Source organism: Flavobacterium sp. FlaQc-52 (assembly GCF_044007495.1).
GTDB lineage: Bacteria > Bacteroidota > Bacteroidia > Flavobacteriales > Flavobacteriaceae > Flavobacterium > Flavobacterium cupriresistens.
Map to the genome: position 1 here is coordinate 184766 of NZ_JBIPCV010000002.1, position 17432 is coordinate 202197.

Genomic DNA, 17432 nt, shown 5'->3' on the forward strand with positions numbered 1-17432 from the left:
ACATCACCACAACATTAACGTTTTGTTGTGCATTTTCGATGTAAATGTTAAAAAAATTAACATTTGTAATTTACAGTTAAATAAGGGTTTGTTTTATGATATCTTAAAAATTAGTCTTATTTTTTTATGATGTATGTTTTTTGTTGAGGTTAATTTTGGGTTATTGTTAAAAGGATGCGATAAATTTAACTTTCAATAAAAACTAACTAATTATGAAATCTAAATTATTACTAATGGTATTGTTACTGTTTACATCTTTTGCATTCTCGCAGACTTTTGATGTAACCGGAACAGTACTGGATGGATCAGGTTTATCATTACCTGGTGTGAATGTAAAAGTTAAAAGTTCATCACAAAGTACAACCACAGACTTTGATGGATCTTTTAAGCTATCAGGTGTTCCAAAAGGGACTATAATTGTTTTAAGTTATATTGGTTTTCGGACGCAGGAAGTAGCGGTTACGGGACCTAAAATAACGGTGAAATTGAGTGAGGATGCCAGATCACTGGACGAAGTTGTTGTGATTGGTTATGGTAGCCAGAAAAAGAGAGAAGTAACGGGAGCAGTAGCGGTTCTGGACAGTAAAACACTTGATATTTTAAAACCAGCAAGAATTGAACAAGCTTTACAAGGAACTATTTCGGGAGTAAATGTGACCACACAATCAGGTTCGCCGGGAGCTCCGTTGGATATCCGTATTCGTGGTATTGCTACTAATGGACAAAATTCACCTACCGTAATTATTGACGGTTATGTGGGAGATTTAGGGATTTTAAATCCAAATGATATTGAGACTATTACCGTTTTAAAAGATGCTCAGGCCGCCATTTACGGGACGATTGGAGCAAACGGAATTATTTTAGTAACGACCAAGATGGGGAAGAAAAATTCTAAAACCAAAGTTTCTTTCAACAGTTACACCGGATTTCAGGAAACATCCAGAAAAATACAAATGTTGAATGCCACAGAATATGCTTTATTGTTAAACGAAAGTTATACCAATGGAGGAAAACCGGTTCTTTACCCGAACGTAAGCGGTTTAGGCAAAGGAACCAATTGGCAGGATGAGGTTTTTAAAACAGGAGTGCCTATTCTCAATAGCGATTTGACTATTTCAGGAGGTTCAGAAAAAATCACGTATTCTGTTAGTGGTTCTCACTTAGATCAGGAAGGTATAGTGGGCGGTGATAAATCAGGTTTTTTAAGAAACACAGCCAGGATAGCCCTTAGTGCTGATTTAAGTGAAAAATTCAAATTAAGAACCAATGTTATTTATACGTATTTCACCAGAAAAACATTAAATGAAAATGGATTAGGATCGGTTTTATTTAATGCCTTAAACGTGCCTGCAACGATGACTCCTTACGATGCTAATGGTGAACTTACCAAAGTGCCTATAGCCGGATTTGGAAACGAAATTATAAATCCATTAGCACAAATTGAAAATACTTATAATGACTATAATTATAAAAAAATCAATGGAAATTTTGGGTTGGATTATAAAATTTTTAAAGGATTTACGTTATCGTCTTCTATAGGTTTTAATACGGCTAACAGTGAATCAAAAACTTTTGCGAAAAAACTTTTATACTGGATTAATCCTAGTGATAAAGTATTTGACGTATTGAGAAGTTCCGTTAATCAGGGTGCAACGAATGACAATGACTATTCATTTGACCTTTTTGGAACTTATACGACTAAAATTGCAGAACATCATAACATAGTCGCTACAATAGGTAATACCATCTACAAACAATGGGGAAACAGTTTTAATGCTACCGGTTTTGATGTTCCGAACAATTCCTGGGAGTATGCCGACATTAGTTTAACAAGAGGAGTGCCGGTCGCGGTCAATACAGCCGGATATGTGTACGATCAAAGAAGGCTTTCTTATTTTGGAAGAGTGCAATACGACTACAAAGGAAAATACTTGTTTTCGGCTATGATCAGACGTGATGCCTCTACTAAGTTTGGTCCCGGGAACAAAGTAGGTTATTTTCCCTCTCTTACCGCAGGATGGGTGATCTCTGACGAAAATTTCTTTGGTAAATCTGAAACATTTAATTTTTTAAAGTTTAGAGCGAGTTATGGTACGCTGGGGAATGATCAGATTCCAAATTACGGCTATATCTCTCTATTAAATGGTGAAGCGACCTATGTGTTTGGAGGTTCTTTGGCCAGTGGCCAGGCAACAGGACAAGTGCCAAACCCTGATTTAAAATGGGAAGAGGCGAAAAAATTTGATGCAGGTTTAGATTTAAAACTCTTTAACGACAAAGTTTCCATCGTTGCCGATTACTTTATTGATACGAGAAAAGATTTGTTGATCCCCAATGTTCCTGTTTCAGGAATTAATGGTACCGGAGCACCTGGTGCAAGTCCGCCAACAGTGAATGCAGGTACCGTTAGAAATTCCGGTGTTGAATTTTCAATAGATTATAAAGAAAAGTTTTCTAATTCCTTTTCATTAAGTGTGGGGTACAACGTAACGTTTTTGAAAAATGAAGTGTTGGAAGTAAACAATGGTACCGGATTTATTCCCGGAGGAGCCTTTGGAGTAGGGCAATTGGCGCCTTCCCGTATGGAAGTAAGTAAACCAATTGGCTATTTTTATGGCTATAAAACCGATGGGATTTTTCAGAATCAGGCAGAAGTTGCAGCGCATCCTTCTCAATTAGCGTTGGGAGCCAATGCGGCGCCGGGAGATCTTCGTTTTGTTGATGTAAACGGTGATGGAAAAATTGATACTCAGGATAAAACAAATATTGGAGACCCAATTCCTGAAGCCACAATGGGATTCAATTTACAACTGAATTATAAAAATGTAGATTTTGCGCTCTTTACTTTTGCCTCTGTCGGAAATGACATGGTAAGAAACTACGAAAGAACCGTTACAAACGCCAATCGTTTAAATTATGTTTTAGACCGCTGGACCGGAGAAGGAACCAGTAATTCGACACCAAGAGTTACAACAGGAGCTACGGCAAACAATGTTTTCTCCGATTATTTTGTTGAAGATGCTTCTTATCTGAGAATTCAAAATATACAGATAGGATATTCACTTGACCCGAAAGTAACGCTGAAGGCCGGAATAACAAAACTAAGACTGTATGCAGGAGTAAATAATCTGTACACTTTTACAAAGTACAAAGGTTTTGATCCCGGAGCTTCCTTTGGACCTCAAAATAGAGATGGAGTATCACAATCTCCTATTGGAGCCGGAATCGATTATGGATTCTATCCCGTTCCAAGAACCTATTTGTTAGGCTTAAACATTAATTTTTAATTTTTATTAAAATGAAAAAATATTTTTTTACAACAATAGTAATGGTAACACTGTTTTCAGCCGTAACGATTTCCTGTTCGGATGATTTTGTTGATCCCACTCCGCCATATTCCATCGACTCTGAGAATTATTTCAATTCAAAGGCCGATTACGATCAGGCTTTGATCGGAGCTTACGATTTACTTCAAGCCACATATGTAAATGTTTTATTGGGTGAAATTGCATCAGACAATACACTTTGTGGAGGAGAAAGCCCAACAGATGTAATTGGTTTTCAGCAAATAGATGATATGATTCATACACCGACAAACAGTAACCTTAAAGATGTATGGGACTGGATGTTTGCAGGTGTTCAAAGAGCTAATTATATACTTGAATTTCAAAATAAAATAGATTTTGAAGGTAAAACACAACTTATAGCGGAGACCCGTTTTCTTAGAGCCTACTACCAATTTGAATTAGTGAAATGGTTTGGTGGTATTCCGATGAAAGGCGACGCGAGGTTTAAAATTGGAGATGAAACGAAGATACCACGTTCATCAGTAGCAGAAGTTTATGCTGCTATTGAAGGCGATTTGATTTTCGCGGCAGCTAATTTATCTCCAATACCTTCACAAAAAGGAAGAGTTACAAAAGGTGCTGCTCAGGCATTGCTTGGTAAAGTGTATTTGTACCAAAATAAATTTGTTCCGGCTGCGAATATTTTACAAACTGTAATTACTACGGGAGGTTATTCCTTACTACCTAATTACAATGAAATATTTGAAGCAGAGCAAGAAAACGGAAATGAATCTGTTTTTGAAGTTCAATATACCGATGTTGAAGGAGCAGCTTTTACCTGTTTACAATGTAGTGAAGGAAACGTTGCCGTAGGTTTTAGCGGAGTAAGAGGTTATGACGGACCGCTTTACACATCAGGTTTTAGTTTTAATCTTCCAACGCAGGAAAGTGCAAATGCATTTGCGGCAGGAGACAAACGCAAAGAGGTTGCTATTTTGGATATTAATGCGTGGGCTTTGGCAAATGCAAGTTATGATGGTGGTAACGGAATTAAATTCGGAAAAGGGAATGAAGACACCGGTTTCTTTAACAGAAAATACATTCCAAGAAAAAGAAGTACCAATTCTCAGGGAGATTTGAACCTGACAAATCCAAATAATTACAGAGCCATTCGTTATGCAGATGTTTTATTGATGGCAGCAGAAGCTTACAACAGAGGCGCAATCGACGATGGTAAAGCAAAAGAATACCTGAATCAGGTCAGAAGACGCGCTTTTGGAGACAACAATCATGATGTAAATCTTACGGGAGCTTCTTTGACGGATGTGATTTTGAATGAAAGAAGAGTAGAACTTTTCGGAGAAGGACACCGTTTCTTTGATTTAGTAAGAACCGGAAAAGCTGCTGGAACCATACCTGGTTTTAAAGCAAATAAAAACGAATTATTTCCGCTGCCGATTGAAGAAATTCAATTTGCTAATGGAAACTGGCCTCAAAATCAGGGTTATTAAAAAAAAAGTAATTATGAAAAAAATACATTTTATTATAAGTCTTTTCGTTTTAGCCACACTTATAGGTTGTGCAAACGATGACGGTGGTACAATTGATTTAGATGGAGTTAGCGCGCCGGCAAATATTTCGGCTTTGACGACCGTAACGCAGGATAATACCGGTAAAGTAACTTTTGTTCCGAAAGGTGAAGGTGCAACGCAATACAAAATCAATTTTGGGGATGGTAGCGCCGAGTCGGCTTATGTAGCTCCCGGAGAAGGAATCGTACATACCTATGCCGAAGGCGTGTATCAAGCTAAAATCACCGCAATGGGAATTAACGGAAAAATCACCGCAGTAGACAAAGAAGTGGTAGTTTCTTTCAGAGCTCCCGAAAATTTAGTGGTTCTTATTACAAATGATATCGCTATCTCTAAAAAAGTAACCGTTAAGGCAACAGCCGATTTTGCTTTGTTCTACGATGTTTATTTTGGAGAAGCAGGAAAACCGGACCCTGTTTCGGCAAACAATGGAGATCCTGTTTCTTATACCTATCAGCAAGCCGGAGTTTATACGATACGAGTTGTTTCAAAAAGTGCTGCAATTCAGACTACAGAAAAAACACAGCAGTTTGAAGCGATCCTTATTCTAAACCCGACAGCATCAGCGCCAACGCCTCCAAACAGACAAGTCGGAGATGTAATTTCGATTTATGGGTCTAAATATACTAACCTTGCCGGAGTCAATTATTTCCCGGATTGGGGACAAGCAAGCCAGGGTAGTAGTTGGAGTGAGTTTGATCTGAATGGCGATAAAATGCTGAATTATATCAAGCTGAGTTACCAAGGGATTGCATTAGCAGAGGGGACTTCTATAGATGTTTCCGGTATGGATTACATTCATATGGATGTTTGGACAGCTGATGTAGAGAAAATTGAAACTTCTTTAATCAATACAGCAGGTAAAGAAAGACCGGTTGTAAAAAATCTTACTGCAAATCAATGGACTAGTATAGACATTCCGATTTCGGCCTTTACAAGTCAAGATGGATTCATCGTGACCAATATTTTCCAATTGAAATTGGTTGGAACACCTTGGGCACAAGGAACGGTTTTTATAGATAATATTTATTTTTATAAAGAAGGTACGAGTTTAACCCCCGCTCCAACACCAACAAAAGCAGCCGGAGACGTTATTTCATTGTTTAGTGATGCGTATACCAATATACCAATGAGTACCTGGAGAACTTCATGGTCAAGTGCTGTATTGGAAGAGACCGCCATTAGTGGAAATGCAGTAAAAAAATACGCAGATTTAGATTTCGTAGGTGTTGAACCTGTTGCACCAATTGATGCCACTGCAATGACACATTTTCACGTAGATGTATGGTCTTCTGATTTTACAGAATTTAGAATAAAACTAGTCGATTTTGGAGCAAATGGCGTTTATAACGGAGCAGGAAGTGATGATGTTGAACACGAAATTAAGTTTACGGCACCTGTACAGGGAGGCTGGGTGAGTCTGGATATTCCTCTCAGTGACTTTACAGGATTAACTACCCGAGGGCATATTGCACAGTTGATCTATTCAGGAAAGCCTGCCGGAAGTCATACTGTTTATATTGATAACGTTTATTTTCATAAATAGAAAGTAAATCTTATTGATTCATTTAAAGTGAATTTACATTTTATAAAAAAATCGAAATGAAAAAATATATTAAATACTTCGTGTTCCTTTTTGCACTACTGGCAATAAGTTGTCAAAAAGAAGATTATGCGTTTGGGGCAATAGACACGCCAACAAATCTTAAGATAACCGCTGAGATAGTAGGTAAGACGGCCGAGATGCCTTATGGTGACGGATCAGGAAAAGTTAATTTTAAAGCCACTGCAGATAAGGTTATTTCGTATAAATACGTATTTAGTGATGGTGGCTCGGAAAATTCGCCGAATGGAATTTCTGAAAAGAGATTCAACACCACCGGAATTAATAAATACACGGTTACTGTTATTGCTTATGGAAGAGGTGGTGTCGCAACCAATATAACAATGGAGGTTGAGGTTTTTAGTGATTTCAAAGACGAGCAAGCTGTACAGTTCTTAACAGCAGGAACTTCTAAAAAATGGTATTGGGCCGCAGCAGAAGTAGGGCATTTGGGTGTAGGTCCAAATGATGACAATGTCGATAAAAACTGGATTCCGGATTACTACAAAGCCACTCCTTTTGAAAAAGCGGGCTCGCCAACGAGCAGCTGTTTATACGAAAACGTATTGACTTTCTCTTTAGTAGATGGACAGCTAAAATATCAGTTAGACAACGGCGGAGCTACATTCTTTAACGCTGCTTTCGAAGCTATCGGTGGCGGAAGTTCCGGTTCTGATGCTTGTTTGGCGTACGATGCGAGCGGAATTAAATCGGTTTTACTAGGTCCTTCAGAATCGGTAGTGATGAAAAACCCAAAACATGCCGAGCAAACCAGAGGAACGATGCTGAATTTCTCTGATGGAGGTTTTATGGGGTACTATATTGGACAAAGTTCTTACGAGATTTTATCAATAACCGAAAACAGAATGACGGTTAGAGCCGTAATGGGAGGCAACACAGCATTGGCCTGGTATCATACCTTTACCACAACACCGCCCAATCAAAATCCAACTACAGATTACACCAATTTAGTTTGGTTTGATGAGTTTAATACGGATGGAGCACCGGATCCTTCCAAATGGGTTTATGACTTAGGAAATGGCGATAACGGATGGGGAAATAGCGAAAAACAAAATTATACCAATGCCGCATCAAATGTAGTAGTACAAGGAGGAAACTTAAAAATCACTGCTAAAAAAGAAGCCTCAGGCGGATTCAATTATTCCTCGGCACGTTTAAAATCAGAAGGAAAATTTGATTTTACGTATGGTAAAGTTGAGGTTCGCGCCAAACTTCCAATAGGAGGAGGAACCTGGCCTGCCATCTGGATGCTGGGTGCCAATTATGCTACAAATGCATGGCCGGCATGTGGCGAGATAGATATTATGGAACATGTTGGAAACAGTCAAAACCTGATACACGGAACACTCCATTATCCCGGACGTTCCGGAGGAAATGCGAATACGGGATCTAAAACCATTCCTAATGTATCCACAGAGTTCCATGTATATAAAGCGATTTGGTCACCTGCATCGGTAAAAATTTACGTTGACACAGAATTGATTCACTCTGTTCCGAATGATGCCACTTTGCCATTCAATAAGGATTTCTTCCTGATTTTGAATGTTGCGATGGGAGGAACCTTCGGAGGTGCGATTGATTCTGCCTTTACACAGTCGGCTATGGAGATTGATTATGTGAGAGTGTATCAATAGAGTATCAATAAAGTAATCCGTTGGATGTGATTTAAAACAATAATAACGAGTTGAGTAGTAAGAATAAAAGAAGAAGGTCAGTTGCAGGCTGACCTTCTTAATTGTAGAAATTTAAAACATATGTATGAAAAAAATAATCGTGTTGGTATTAATGAGCAACTTTTGTTTTGCACAGCAGACAAACAGAAAACTCATCTGGGAAGAAAATTTTAACAAAAAGAAAATAAACGAGACCTTTTGGAATTTTGAACTGGGAGACGGCTGTCCGGATTTGTGTGGTTATGGTAATAATGAAAGACAGATTTATACCAAGACAAACCATGAAATAAAAGACGGAAATCTGATTATTGAAGCCAGAAAAGAAGGAAATAAGTATACGTCAACTAAAATTACAACCAAAAGGAAAAAAGAATTTAAATATGGCAGAATAGAAGCGAGAGCAAAATTGCCTGTAGGTCACGGTTTATGGCCGGCATTTTGGATGTTGGGCGCTAATATTGATGAGGTAAAATGGCCAAAAACAGGAGAAATTGATATTTTAGAATATATCGGAAGAGATCCTCATATGGTGTATACAACTCTGCATACACAAGACAGTCATGGGAATACAATCAATACCAAAAGAACGGAATTTCCTAATATTGAAGAAGGGTTCCATGTATACGCAATAGAATGGTCTAAAGATAAAATTGATTTTTTTGTAGACACTTCTTTAGTTTATACTTTCGACCCTAAGGTAAAAGATGAAAATACCTGGCCTTTTGATAAGCCCTTTTATATAATTGTCAATTTAGCGATCGGAGGTAACTTTGGAGGGCCTGAGGTTGATGATAGTATATTGCCTCAAAAGTACTATATCGATTATATTCGTGTTTATCAATAGCAATATAAGTACTATAAATAGTACAAAAAAATGAAGGATAACTTGTTTGTACTGAATGTTTTAACTTGTTATTCTTCATTTTAAATTGTTAAAGAAGTCGCTGTTATTTGGTGATTTTAAGCACTTTGCACCGAAAAATTACTTTTAATTTGCAATAGTGCCCTTTTTATTATTAATTAATTGTCGCTCTAATTTGCTTTTTAGAATAATAATTTGTTAAATTTGAACAGAATATTAACATAACTCACAAAAAAAGATCCGCCTATTACATAAAATTACTTTTTAGAAAAAATTACTCCAAATTTTAAACAGAAACTAAAAAAGTAGTATTATGGTTGATCTGCATATTCCAGACGCTCTATTAGTAAAAAATTATATCGAAGGCAACGAAACTGCCTTGGCGACACTAATAAAAAGACACGAATCTAAGATATATGGTTTTATATATTCGAAGATCGCTGATAGAGATATTTCAAATGATATTTTTCAAGATACTTTTATTAAGGTAATCAAAACCCTTAAAAGTAATTCCTATAATGAAGAAGGAAAATTTCTGCCTTGGGTAATGCGTATTTCGCATAACCTAATTGTAGATCATTTTCGTAAAACCAAAAAAATGCCCATGTACAGAGAAACAGAAGAGTTTTCTATCTTCTCTGTAATGTCGGACAACTCTTTGACAATCGAAAACAAAATGATCTTTGATCAGGTTGAGGTAGATTTGAAAAAGATAATCGAGGAGCTTCCTGAAGATCAAAAAGAGGTTTTGGTAATGCGCATGTATCAAGACATGAGTTTTAAAGAAATCTCAGAACTTACAGGGGTAAGTATCAATACCGCATTAGGAAGAATGCGTTATGCATTAATGAATTTGAGAAAAATAATTGACAAACATCAAATTATTTTAACCAACTAATACTATTTTGAGTATTAGTTCGTTATACTATAAAACAAATCATTTTAATAGTATGGCGAAAATTTACTCTAAAAAAGCGTTAGCTTCTAAAGACCTAAAACCTAGAAAAGAAGTTGTTTCTTTTTTATTAAGCTATTCACAAGCACTTTCTGTTGTGAAAGTGGAAGGCAAAAGTTTTGAGATAATAGCGAATTAAACTGCCCGGTACTTTTAACGGGATATATTTTAAAAAGAAAAACCAACTGGTCGTTTGGTTGAAAGCTCACTATAGGTATGTAAGTACAGCTAGTGAGTTTTTCTGTTTGTTTCAGGTTTTAAGTTTAAGGTTTCAGGTTTCAGGTTTCAAGTTTTTGGAAACTGCAAAACTTGAATTAGTTTTACCTGTAGAAAGAATAAGCCAATTAAGGGGTGATCTTTTTGCTACGAATTGCACCAATTGTCACGAATTGTTTTTTTGCCACAGATTAAAGTGATTCTCACAGATTATTTAATCTTTTTAATCTGTGGCAAAACAAAAACAAGCAATGGATTAAATAATTTTATCATTCCCAACAAAAAAACAAAGGTTTGTTAAAACCAATAAGCCTGTCACTCTGAGCGAAGTCGAAGAGCACTCTGAGCGAAGTCGAAGAGCACTCTGAGCAAAGCCGAAGAGCTCGCACAAACTCCATAATTTTAAAGTTTGATCCATTCGCCTTTTTAAAAAGAACAAAATGTTCAAATAGGATCAAAAATGTAATTCAATACTATTCTTATAGTAAAATACTTTCTTATGCGTGGTAAATCATAAGTTATTACTTATTTTAACTAAAATGTTATATTTTAGTTAAAAAATTGCCCGTATTTTATTTGTGCATTCAGTTTTTAATTTTATTTTAGTTAAAAATAAATTCTTTTTAATAATTTATTGATTAAAAAATATTTATAGCTTAAATATTGTTAAAATGATATTTTTTCTATAATTATGATAAAGAAGTAATGCGATATGTTTAACCTGTAAAATGCTCAGTATGATAAAAAACTACCCTTTTTAATTTTTTAGTTTGATACACTTTTGAATCCACGAGAGGATATTAAAAGGAAGACACAATTTTGCTTAAAAGAAAGCCACCGGACATTGAGAAACCTTCGTTTTGTCTGGAATCATAAAGGATATTTTGTTTAAAATATTCTAATGGTAATTTTTTAAGCTGGCTTACTGCTAAAAATTGGTCGCAAAATTAGGCCCAAAATCTATTTTAAAAATCAAACTTAATCTCCAATGAAAATAAAATTTATAATAGTATCCATACTACTGGTAAATGTTGGTGCGCATGCACAAAATGCACAAATAAAAGAAGCCCAATCTATTTTTGAAAAAGGTAATTCCCAAGATGCGATTACGATTTTGAATAAAACCGAGTATCTTATTCTTAATGCATCCGATGAAGACAAATCTGATTTTTACTTTTTAAAAGGAAATGTATTAAAGGATTTAGCGACCAAAAATATAGATGCAGCCAATAACTTCACTCTGGCCTCGCAAGCTTATCAGGATGTTTTGTTATACGAAAACGAATCCGGTAAATACAAATCCAGTATAAAAGCGAATGCCGCATTAAAACAAATGAAATCGAATCTCGTTAACGGCGCGATGAATGATTTTAAAACTGGTAATTTCAAAGAAAGTGCAAAAAAGAGTTACGAGGTTTATTTGTTTGATAAAAAAGATACTTTGAACTTATATAACGCGGCCGCAGCTTCTATAAACGGAGAAGATTATGACTTAGCCATAAAATATTATGAACAGTTAAAAAAGATTAAGTTTTCAGGAAAAGGAATCCTTTATTTCGCTACAAATAAAAAAACAAAAGAAGAAGATACTTTTATTTCACCGAAAGCAAGAGAATCAGCTATTCAGGCCGGGCTTTACGAAAAACCAAGAACGGAGTCTATTCCATCCAAGAAAACAGAAGTCAATAAGAATTTGGCTTATGCCTATCTGGAAAAAAAGGATTTCGCCAAAGCAGAAGTAATCTATAATAATGTTTTGGAGTTAGATCCTAACAATATAGATGCGTATATCAATCTGGCATATTTGAAATTGGAATTAAAAAAGGTATTGGCAGACGAGATTGCGACTTTAGGTACCAGCGCAGCAGAAATGCAAAAGTATGATAAGCTAAATGCTAAAAAAGATGATATAACCAGAAGTGCTATACCTTATCTTAAAAAAGCACTTCTTATTGAACCTAAAAATACGTCCGTTACAAAAACACTTTTGGGAGTTTATAAATCACTGGATATGACCAATGAGTATAATTCTTTGAAAGGAGGGATGTAGGGAATAAGTTTGAAGGTTCAGAGGTACAAAAAGGTAAAGGTTTTAGAATAGGTATCGGTATTTGTTATAAGGGGAATTAAATTCCAAACAGCAAAATCCATGTTTATTTTAAAACCTTTACGTTAACTTTGCTTTTACTTTAAGATTAAAAAAATAAACGCAAGGCTCGTAAAGATTTTCTTTTTCACGCAGATTTAGCAGATTAAGCGGATCTTCTTTAACTCTTGAAAAAAAATCTGCGCAATCTGCTAAATCTGCGTGAAAAAAATTAGGTATAAAATTAAAAAGGAGTTGCAATGTTATAATTAAACTTTGCGAACCTTGCGAAACCCTCGCGAACTTAGCGGTTAAACTTGTAATTTTTTATTCATCTCCTCGATAATAGACTTTTTCCCAATGGTTCGGGTGATAATATCTTTTTCTGAACTCCAGCCACGTGCAGGGGAGTACTCACGTCCGTACCAAATAATCTGAAGATGCAGATCATTCCATATTTCTCTTGGAAATAATCTTTTAGCATCTTTTTCGGTTTGCACTACATTTTTTCCATTAGTAAGGTTCCATCTGTACATCAATCGGTGTATGTGCGTGTCAACCGGAAATGCCGGAACTCCAAAAGCCTGTGACATGACTACACTTGCCGTTTTATGACCGACAGCCGGTAATTCTTCAAGTGCTTCAAAACTTTGCGGAACTTTTCCGTCATGTTTGTCAATTAATATGTGTGATAAACCATGAATCCCTTTCGATTTCATTGGCGATAATCCACAAGGGCGGATGATTTCTTTGATTTCTTCCACCGACATTTTAATCATGTCATACGGATTATCCGCTTTTGCAAAAAGTAAAGGTGTAATTTGATTCACCCGCACATCTGTACATTGCGCTGACAGTAAAACAGCAATCAATAAAGTATAAGGATCTTTGTGATCAAGAGGAATTGGTATAGTAGGATAGAGTTCTTTTAACGTATTTATAACAAATTGTACGCGAGCTTCTTTATTCATTTCCGTAATTTTAGTCCCGTAAAAATAGCATAATTTTATTAGTGAAATGTGTATAGTGAAATGTAAAATGCGTATTCTGAGAAGTTAAAATTAATAAAATTGAAAATTTCAGATCGTACAAACATATTTCACATCAAACATTTGGCATTTCGCATTTTCACAGAACGATAGTAAACAATAAACAAGATATGACAACACTACAAAAAGGAGATAAGGCGCCGCAATTTTCGGGAGCAGATCAGGATAGAAAAGTGCATAAATTGGCGGATTATGCGGGTAAGAAATTAGTGGTTTTCTTTTATCCCAAAGCTAGTACACCGGGTTGTACGGCAGAAGCTTGTGATTTAAGAGATAATTTCGAGCGTTTTAAAGCCAATAATTATGAGCTTTTAGGTGTAAGTGCAGACAGTCAGAAAGCACAAGGGAAATTTAAAGATAAATATGAATTTCCTTTTCCACTAATTGCCGATGAAGATAAATCGGTAATCAATGCTTTTGGTGTTTGGGGACCTAAAAAATTCATGGGAAGAGAGTATGATGGAATCCACAGAACTACTTTTGTAATAAACGAAAATGGTATCATCGACGAAGTAATCGAAAAAGTAAAAACAAAAGAACACGCAGCGCAGATTTTGAAATAAGTACCCAGTCTCAGTATTTAGTCTCAGTCTCAGCGTTCAGTATAAAACTGAGACTGAAAACTGAGACTGAAAACTGAGTACTGCGACTGAATACTAAAAAAAAATCCCCTTAAAAAGAATGAATTTCTTCTAAGGGGATTTTTTTTAATTTGTCTGATTCAGCTCTTTCTCCGGATGGTAACCAAAAAGATGGTGTTCTTTTATGATTTCGGCGATACCTGGAGGTAACATATGTTCCCAGCCGGTTTTTCCTTGATTGATCATTTTTAGAACCTCGCGAGAGAAAACTTCCAAATTATGTGGATCGTAACCAACGACATCAACCACTTTTCCGTTGAATTTAAAGAATTTGTACAATTCTTTCATTCGTGGATGTACTTTTAAGTTCGTTGAATTCATTAGAGTTCCGTTTTCATCTAACATCGGATATAAGAATACTTTCATATCTCGGTAGAATAATTTTCCGAAAGCTTCGAGAATTCCTCCACTTAAATGACGGTAATATTTCTCATCAAAAATATCAACTAAATTGTTAACACCCATTGCCAATCCCATACGTGCTTTGGTATAGTTTGCAAAATATTCAACAACCTTATAATATTCCTGGAAATTCGAAATCATAACTGTCTGACCTAGCGAACAAAGTAGTTCGGCTCTGTCCATAAAGTCACGCTCGTCAATTTCACCATCTGAACGTAAATTTGAAAGTGTGATTTCAAAAACCACCAAAGTATTGTCTTTGTCAACTTTGTTTTCTTCGAGAAACATTTTTAATGACTTCTCATACATGTCCATGTTAACTTTTGTAACGGGACGAAAACTTCCTCTTAAAGCTAAAAGGTTCTTTTTGTATAAAATAGCAGCTGGTAAGATGTTTTTTCCTTCAGGATTGAACATTACCGCATCAGTCATTCCGTTTTTAACCAATTGTAAACTCATCAAACGATTGTCAACATCAGCAAAACGAGGTCCTGAGAAGTTAATCGTGTCAATTTCTAATTGATCTTTGTCTAAGTGATCGTATAAATAACGAAGTAATCGTTTTGGATCATTGTATTTGTAAAAAGCACCGTAGATTAAGTTTACCCCTAAAATACCAAGTGTTTCCTGTTGTAGTCTGGCATCGGTTTCTTTAAAACGAATGTGTAGAATAATTTCGTTGTAAGCTTCGTCCGGCTCAATTTGATATCGGATTCCAACCCAACCATGACCTTTAAATTGTTTTGCAAAATCAATAGTTGCAACGGTATTCGCATAACTAAAGAAAAGTTTGTTTGGATGTTTTTCACGGCTCAAACGCTCTTCAATAAGCTCCCCTTCAAAAGTCAGCATTTTTTTCAGACGGTTTTCCGTCACATATCTTCCATCACTTTCAATTCCGTAAACCGCATCACTAAAATCTTTGTCATAGGCAGACATTGCTTTTGCAATTGTTCCCGATGAACCTCCGGATCTGAAAAAGTGTCTAACGGTTTCTTGTCCAGCACCGATTTCAGCAAATGTCCCGTAAATATTCTCGTTTAAATTAATGCGTAAAGCTTTGTCTTTTATAGAAGGAATCTGTTCGATGACCTTGTCACCTTTGAGTTTTATTTCTGTACCCATTTTATTTTAAATAGATTTGTTACAAAGTTAGCAAATTAGGCTTCTAATGAAAGAGAAATAATCCTATTTTTGTAAAAAAAATAAGTTCAATTGAAGATCAATTTTTTAGGTACCGGCACTTCTCAAGGCATCCCAATTATTGGGGTTGATCATCCTGTTTGTAAAAGCACTGATGCTAAGGATAAAAGACTTCGAGTGTCCATTTGGATCACTTGGGGCGAACATTCGTATGTGGTAGATTGCGGACCTGATTTCAGGCAACAAATGCTTACTTGCGGCTGCAGAAAACTCGATGCAATCCTATTTACGCACGAACATGCGGATCACACTGCGGGATTAGACGACATTCGTCCGTTTAATTTCAGGCAAGGCGAAATTCCGGTTTATGCGCATCAGCGTGTTATAGACAATTTAAGACGTCGTTTTGAGTACGTTTTTGAAACCGTAAACAAATATCCCGGCGCTCCAAGTGTCAGAACCATTGAAGTAAAAAACAATGAACCTTTTGCTATTGGGGATAAAATGGCAATTCCGGTAAATGTAATGCACGGTGATTTACAGGTTTTTGGCTATCGAATCGATGATTTTGCTTATCTGACCGATGTAAAGACGATAGAAGATATTGAAATAGAGAAACTTAAAAATCTGAAAGTTTTGGTGGTGAATGCTTTGCGCGTTGAACCGCATGACACCCATTTTAACTTGCAGGAAGCTTTAGATTTTATTGATTTAGTAAAACCTGAAGTGGCTTATTTGACGCATATCAGTCATGTTTTAGGTTTTCACGAAGAAGTGCAAAAACTACTGCCTAAAAACGTTTTTCTGGCTTACGATAATTTAGAAATTACAATTTAATTATATTACAAAATGAAAAAATCCTTAATGCTTTATCTTTTTATCCTGGCGATATTAATGAATGTTTTTACTTATATGTTTTATAGTCGCGAAGTGAAATTTGAGCAGGAAAGATACGAGAAGACTACTAAAAAGCTCAGAGACAGTATCAGTTTGGTTTCGACAAAACTATCTGAATCAGATTATTTTTCTTTGGAGCGTAATGAAAATGCTCAAAACTACTTTGATAACAGTGCTACAGGCGGAAAAATTATTCAATATGAAAAATTGATTCCGGTTGTGACTGAAAAATTATTAGACCTGAATTCGAATCCAAACGGGAATCCATATACCGGACAGGATAAAATTGAAGGTAAAAAGTTTATCATCAATAAAATTAAAATCCTGAACCACAGATGGATTATTGCGGATTACAGTAATGGTGAATTGTGGGGAGAAGTCTTATTAAAATACTTTGTTAATACTGACGAAAGTATTACATTTGAAGTAAATCAATCTTTGCTGTATCAAAAATAAAGAATGATAATGCTTTGATATGTAGTAATTTAAAACAATGAAATTATGAAAAAACTATTTTTATTCGCAGTTATTATCACACTTTCTTTTTCTTGCAATAAGAAAGTTGCTCAGGAAGCCAAACCAGTACAAGAAGAACCAAAACCAAGAGTGGTTGGTGGCGATAGTGACGCTCATGGATGTAAAGGCTCTGCCGGTTATACCTGGTCAATTGTTAAGAAAGAATGTGTACGTCTTTTTGAAGTTGGAACACAGTTGGCTCACGCCGAAGATGGAAAAACATATTCGACAGTTGCCTACGTAATTTTTGAAGGAGATAAAGCAGAGCTTTTTCTGGACAATACAGAAAACGAAACCATTATCTTAGAAAGAAAATCAGAAGGTGAGCCCTGGACAAAGGGCGATTATGAGCTAATTCCATGGAAAGGATATGTTCTGAAAAAAGCAGGTAAAATTATTTATACAGGGATATAGGTTTGGAAATTCCAAATTTTTGAAATTCCAAATTCCAAATTTGTAAAAAGTGAGATGTAAGATGGTGGATGCCAA

The 17432-nt window shown here is 35.8% G+C and carries 14 protein-coding genes; 12 read left to right on the forward strand and 2 right to left on the reverse strand.

What is annotated here, in order from left to right; translation table 11 throughout:
* Positions 1–212: 212 nt before the first annotated feature.
* The 8 genes from ACHRV5_RS04540 (at position 213) to ACHRV5_RS04575 (ending at position 12259) form a co-directional block, all read left to right on the forward strand.
* A complete protein-coding gene (locus tag ACHRV5_RS04540) occupies positions 213–3287 on the forward strand; it encodes a SusC/RagA family TonB-linked outer membrane protein (RefSeq protein WP_395425933.1) in 3075 nt (1024 codons plus the stop codon).
* 11 nt (positions 3288–3298) lie between these two features.
* On the forward strand, positions 3299–4798 hold the full coding sequence (locus ACHRV5_RS04545) for a RagB/SusD family nutrient uptake outer membrane protein (protein WP_230001426.1): 1500 nt from the start codon (positions 3299–3301) through the stop codon (positions 4796–4798).
* Positions 4799–4811: 13 nt separating this feature from the next.
* Positions 4812–6425, forward strand: coding sequence for a hypothetical protein (locus tag ACHRV5_RS04550; RefSeq protein ID WP_395425934.1), 1614 nt, complete (start codon positions 4812–4814; stop codon positions 6423–6425).
* Between the two features lie 56 nt (positions 6426–6481).
* On the forward strand, positions 6482–8137 hold the full coding sequence (locus tag ACHRV5_RS04555; RefSeq protein WP_395425935.1) for a family 16 glycosylhydrolase: 1656 nt from the start codon (positions 6482–6484) through the stop codon (positions 8135–8137).
* A 124-nt stretch (positions 8138–8261) separates the two neighbouring features.
* A complete protein-coding gene (locus tag ACHRV5_RS04560) occupies positions 8262–9020 on the forward strand; it encodes a family 16 glycosylhydrolase (protein ID WP_395425936.1) in 759 nt (252 codons plus the stop codon).
* Positions 9021–9351: 331 nt separating this feature from the next.
* Positions 9352–9936, forward strand: a complete 585-nt coding sequence (locus ACHRV5_RS04565) for an RNA polymerase sigma factor (protein WP_047778768.1) — start codon at positions 9352–9354, stop codon at positions 9934–9936.
* 52 nt (positions 9937–9988) lie between these two features.
* Positions 9989–10132 (forward strand): hypothetical protein, encoded by a 144-nt coding sequence (locus ACHRV5_RS04570; protein ID WP_165579396.1) that lies wholly within the window; start codon positions 9989–9991, stop codon positions 10130–10132.
* Positions 10133–11197: 1065 nt separating this feature from the next.
* Positions 11198–12259, forward strand: coding sequence for a tetratricopeptide repeat protein (locus ACHRV5_RS04575; RefSeq protein WP_395425937.1), 1062 nt, complete (start codon positions 11198–11200; stop codon positions 12257–12259).
* Between the two features lie 347 nt (positions 12260–12606).
* Here ACHRV5_RS04575 and nth read toward each other — a convergent pair whose 3' ends face one another.
* Entirely contained in the window at positions 12607–13266 is a 660-nt protein-coding gene (gene nth, locus ACHRV5_RS04580; protein ID WP_395425938.1) for an endonuclease III domain-containing protein, read from the reverse strand.
* Positions 13267–13454: 188 nt separating this feature from the next.
* Between nth and bcp the strand changes: the two genes are divergently transcribed.
* Complete coding sequence (bcp, locus tag ACHRV5_RS04585) at positions 13455–13907, forward strand: thioredoxin-dependent thiol peroxidase (RefSeq protein ID WP_395425939.1); 453 nt, start codon at positions 13455–13457, stop codon at positions 13905–13907.
* A gap of 144 nt (positions 13908–14051) precedes the next feature.
* Here the strand turns inward: bcp and ACHRV5_RS04590 are convergent, their stop codons facing one another.
* On the reverse strand, positions 14052–15512 hold the full coding sequence (locus ACHRV5_RS04590) for a TonB-dependent receptor (RefSeq protein WP_047778763.1): 1461 nt from the start codon (positions 15510–15512) through the stop codon (positions 14052–14054).
* A 90-nt stretch (positions 15513–15602) separates the two neighbouring features.
* Between ACHRV5_RS04590 and ACHRV5_RS04595 the strand changes: the two genes are divergently transcribed.
* From ACHRV5_RS04595 to ACHRV5_RS04605, 3 genes are read left to right on the forward strand one after another with little or no spacing between them, the layout of a single operon-like run.
* Positions 15603–16367 (forward strand): MBL fold metallo-hydrolase, encoded by a 765-nt coding sequence (locus ACHRV5_RS04595; RefSeq protein WP_395425940.1) that lies wholly within the window; start codon positions 15603–15605, stop codon positions 16365–16367.
* 12 nt (positions 16368–16379) lie between these two features.
* The gene (locus tag ACHRV5_RS04600) at positions 16380–16883 is read left to right on the forward strand and encodes a hypothetical protein (RefSeq protein ID WP_047778761.1); all 504 of its coding nucleotides are present in this window, start codon (positions 16380–16382) and stop codon (positions 16881–16883) included.
* Positions 16884–16928: 45 nt separating this feature from the next.
* Positions 16929–17357: a hypothetical protein gene (locus ACHRV5_RS04605; RefSeq protein WP_395425941.1), complete on the forward strand. Its 429-nt coding sequence runs from the start codon at positions 16929–16931 to the stop codon at positions 17355–17357.
* Positions 17358–17432: the final 75 nt, after the last annotated feature.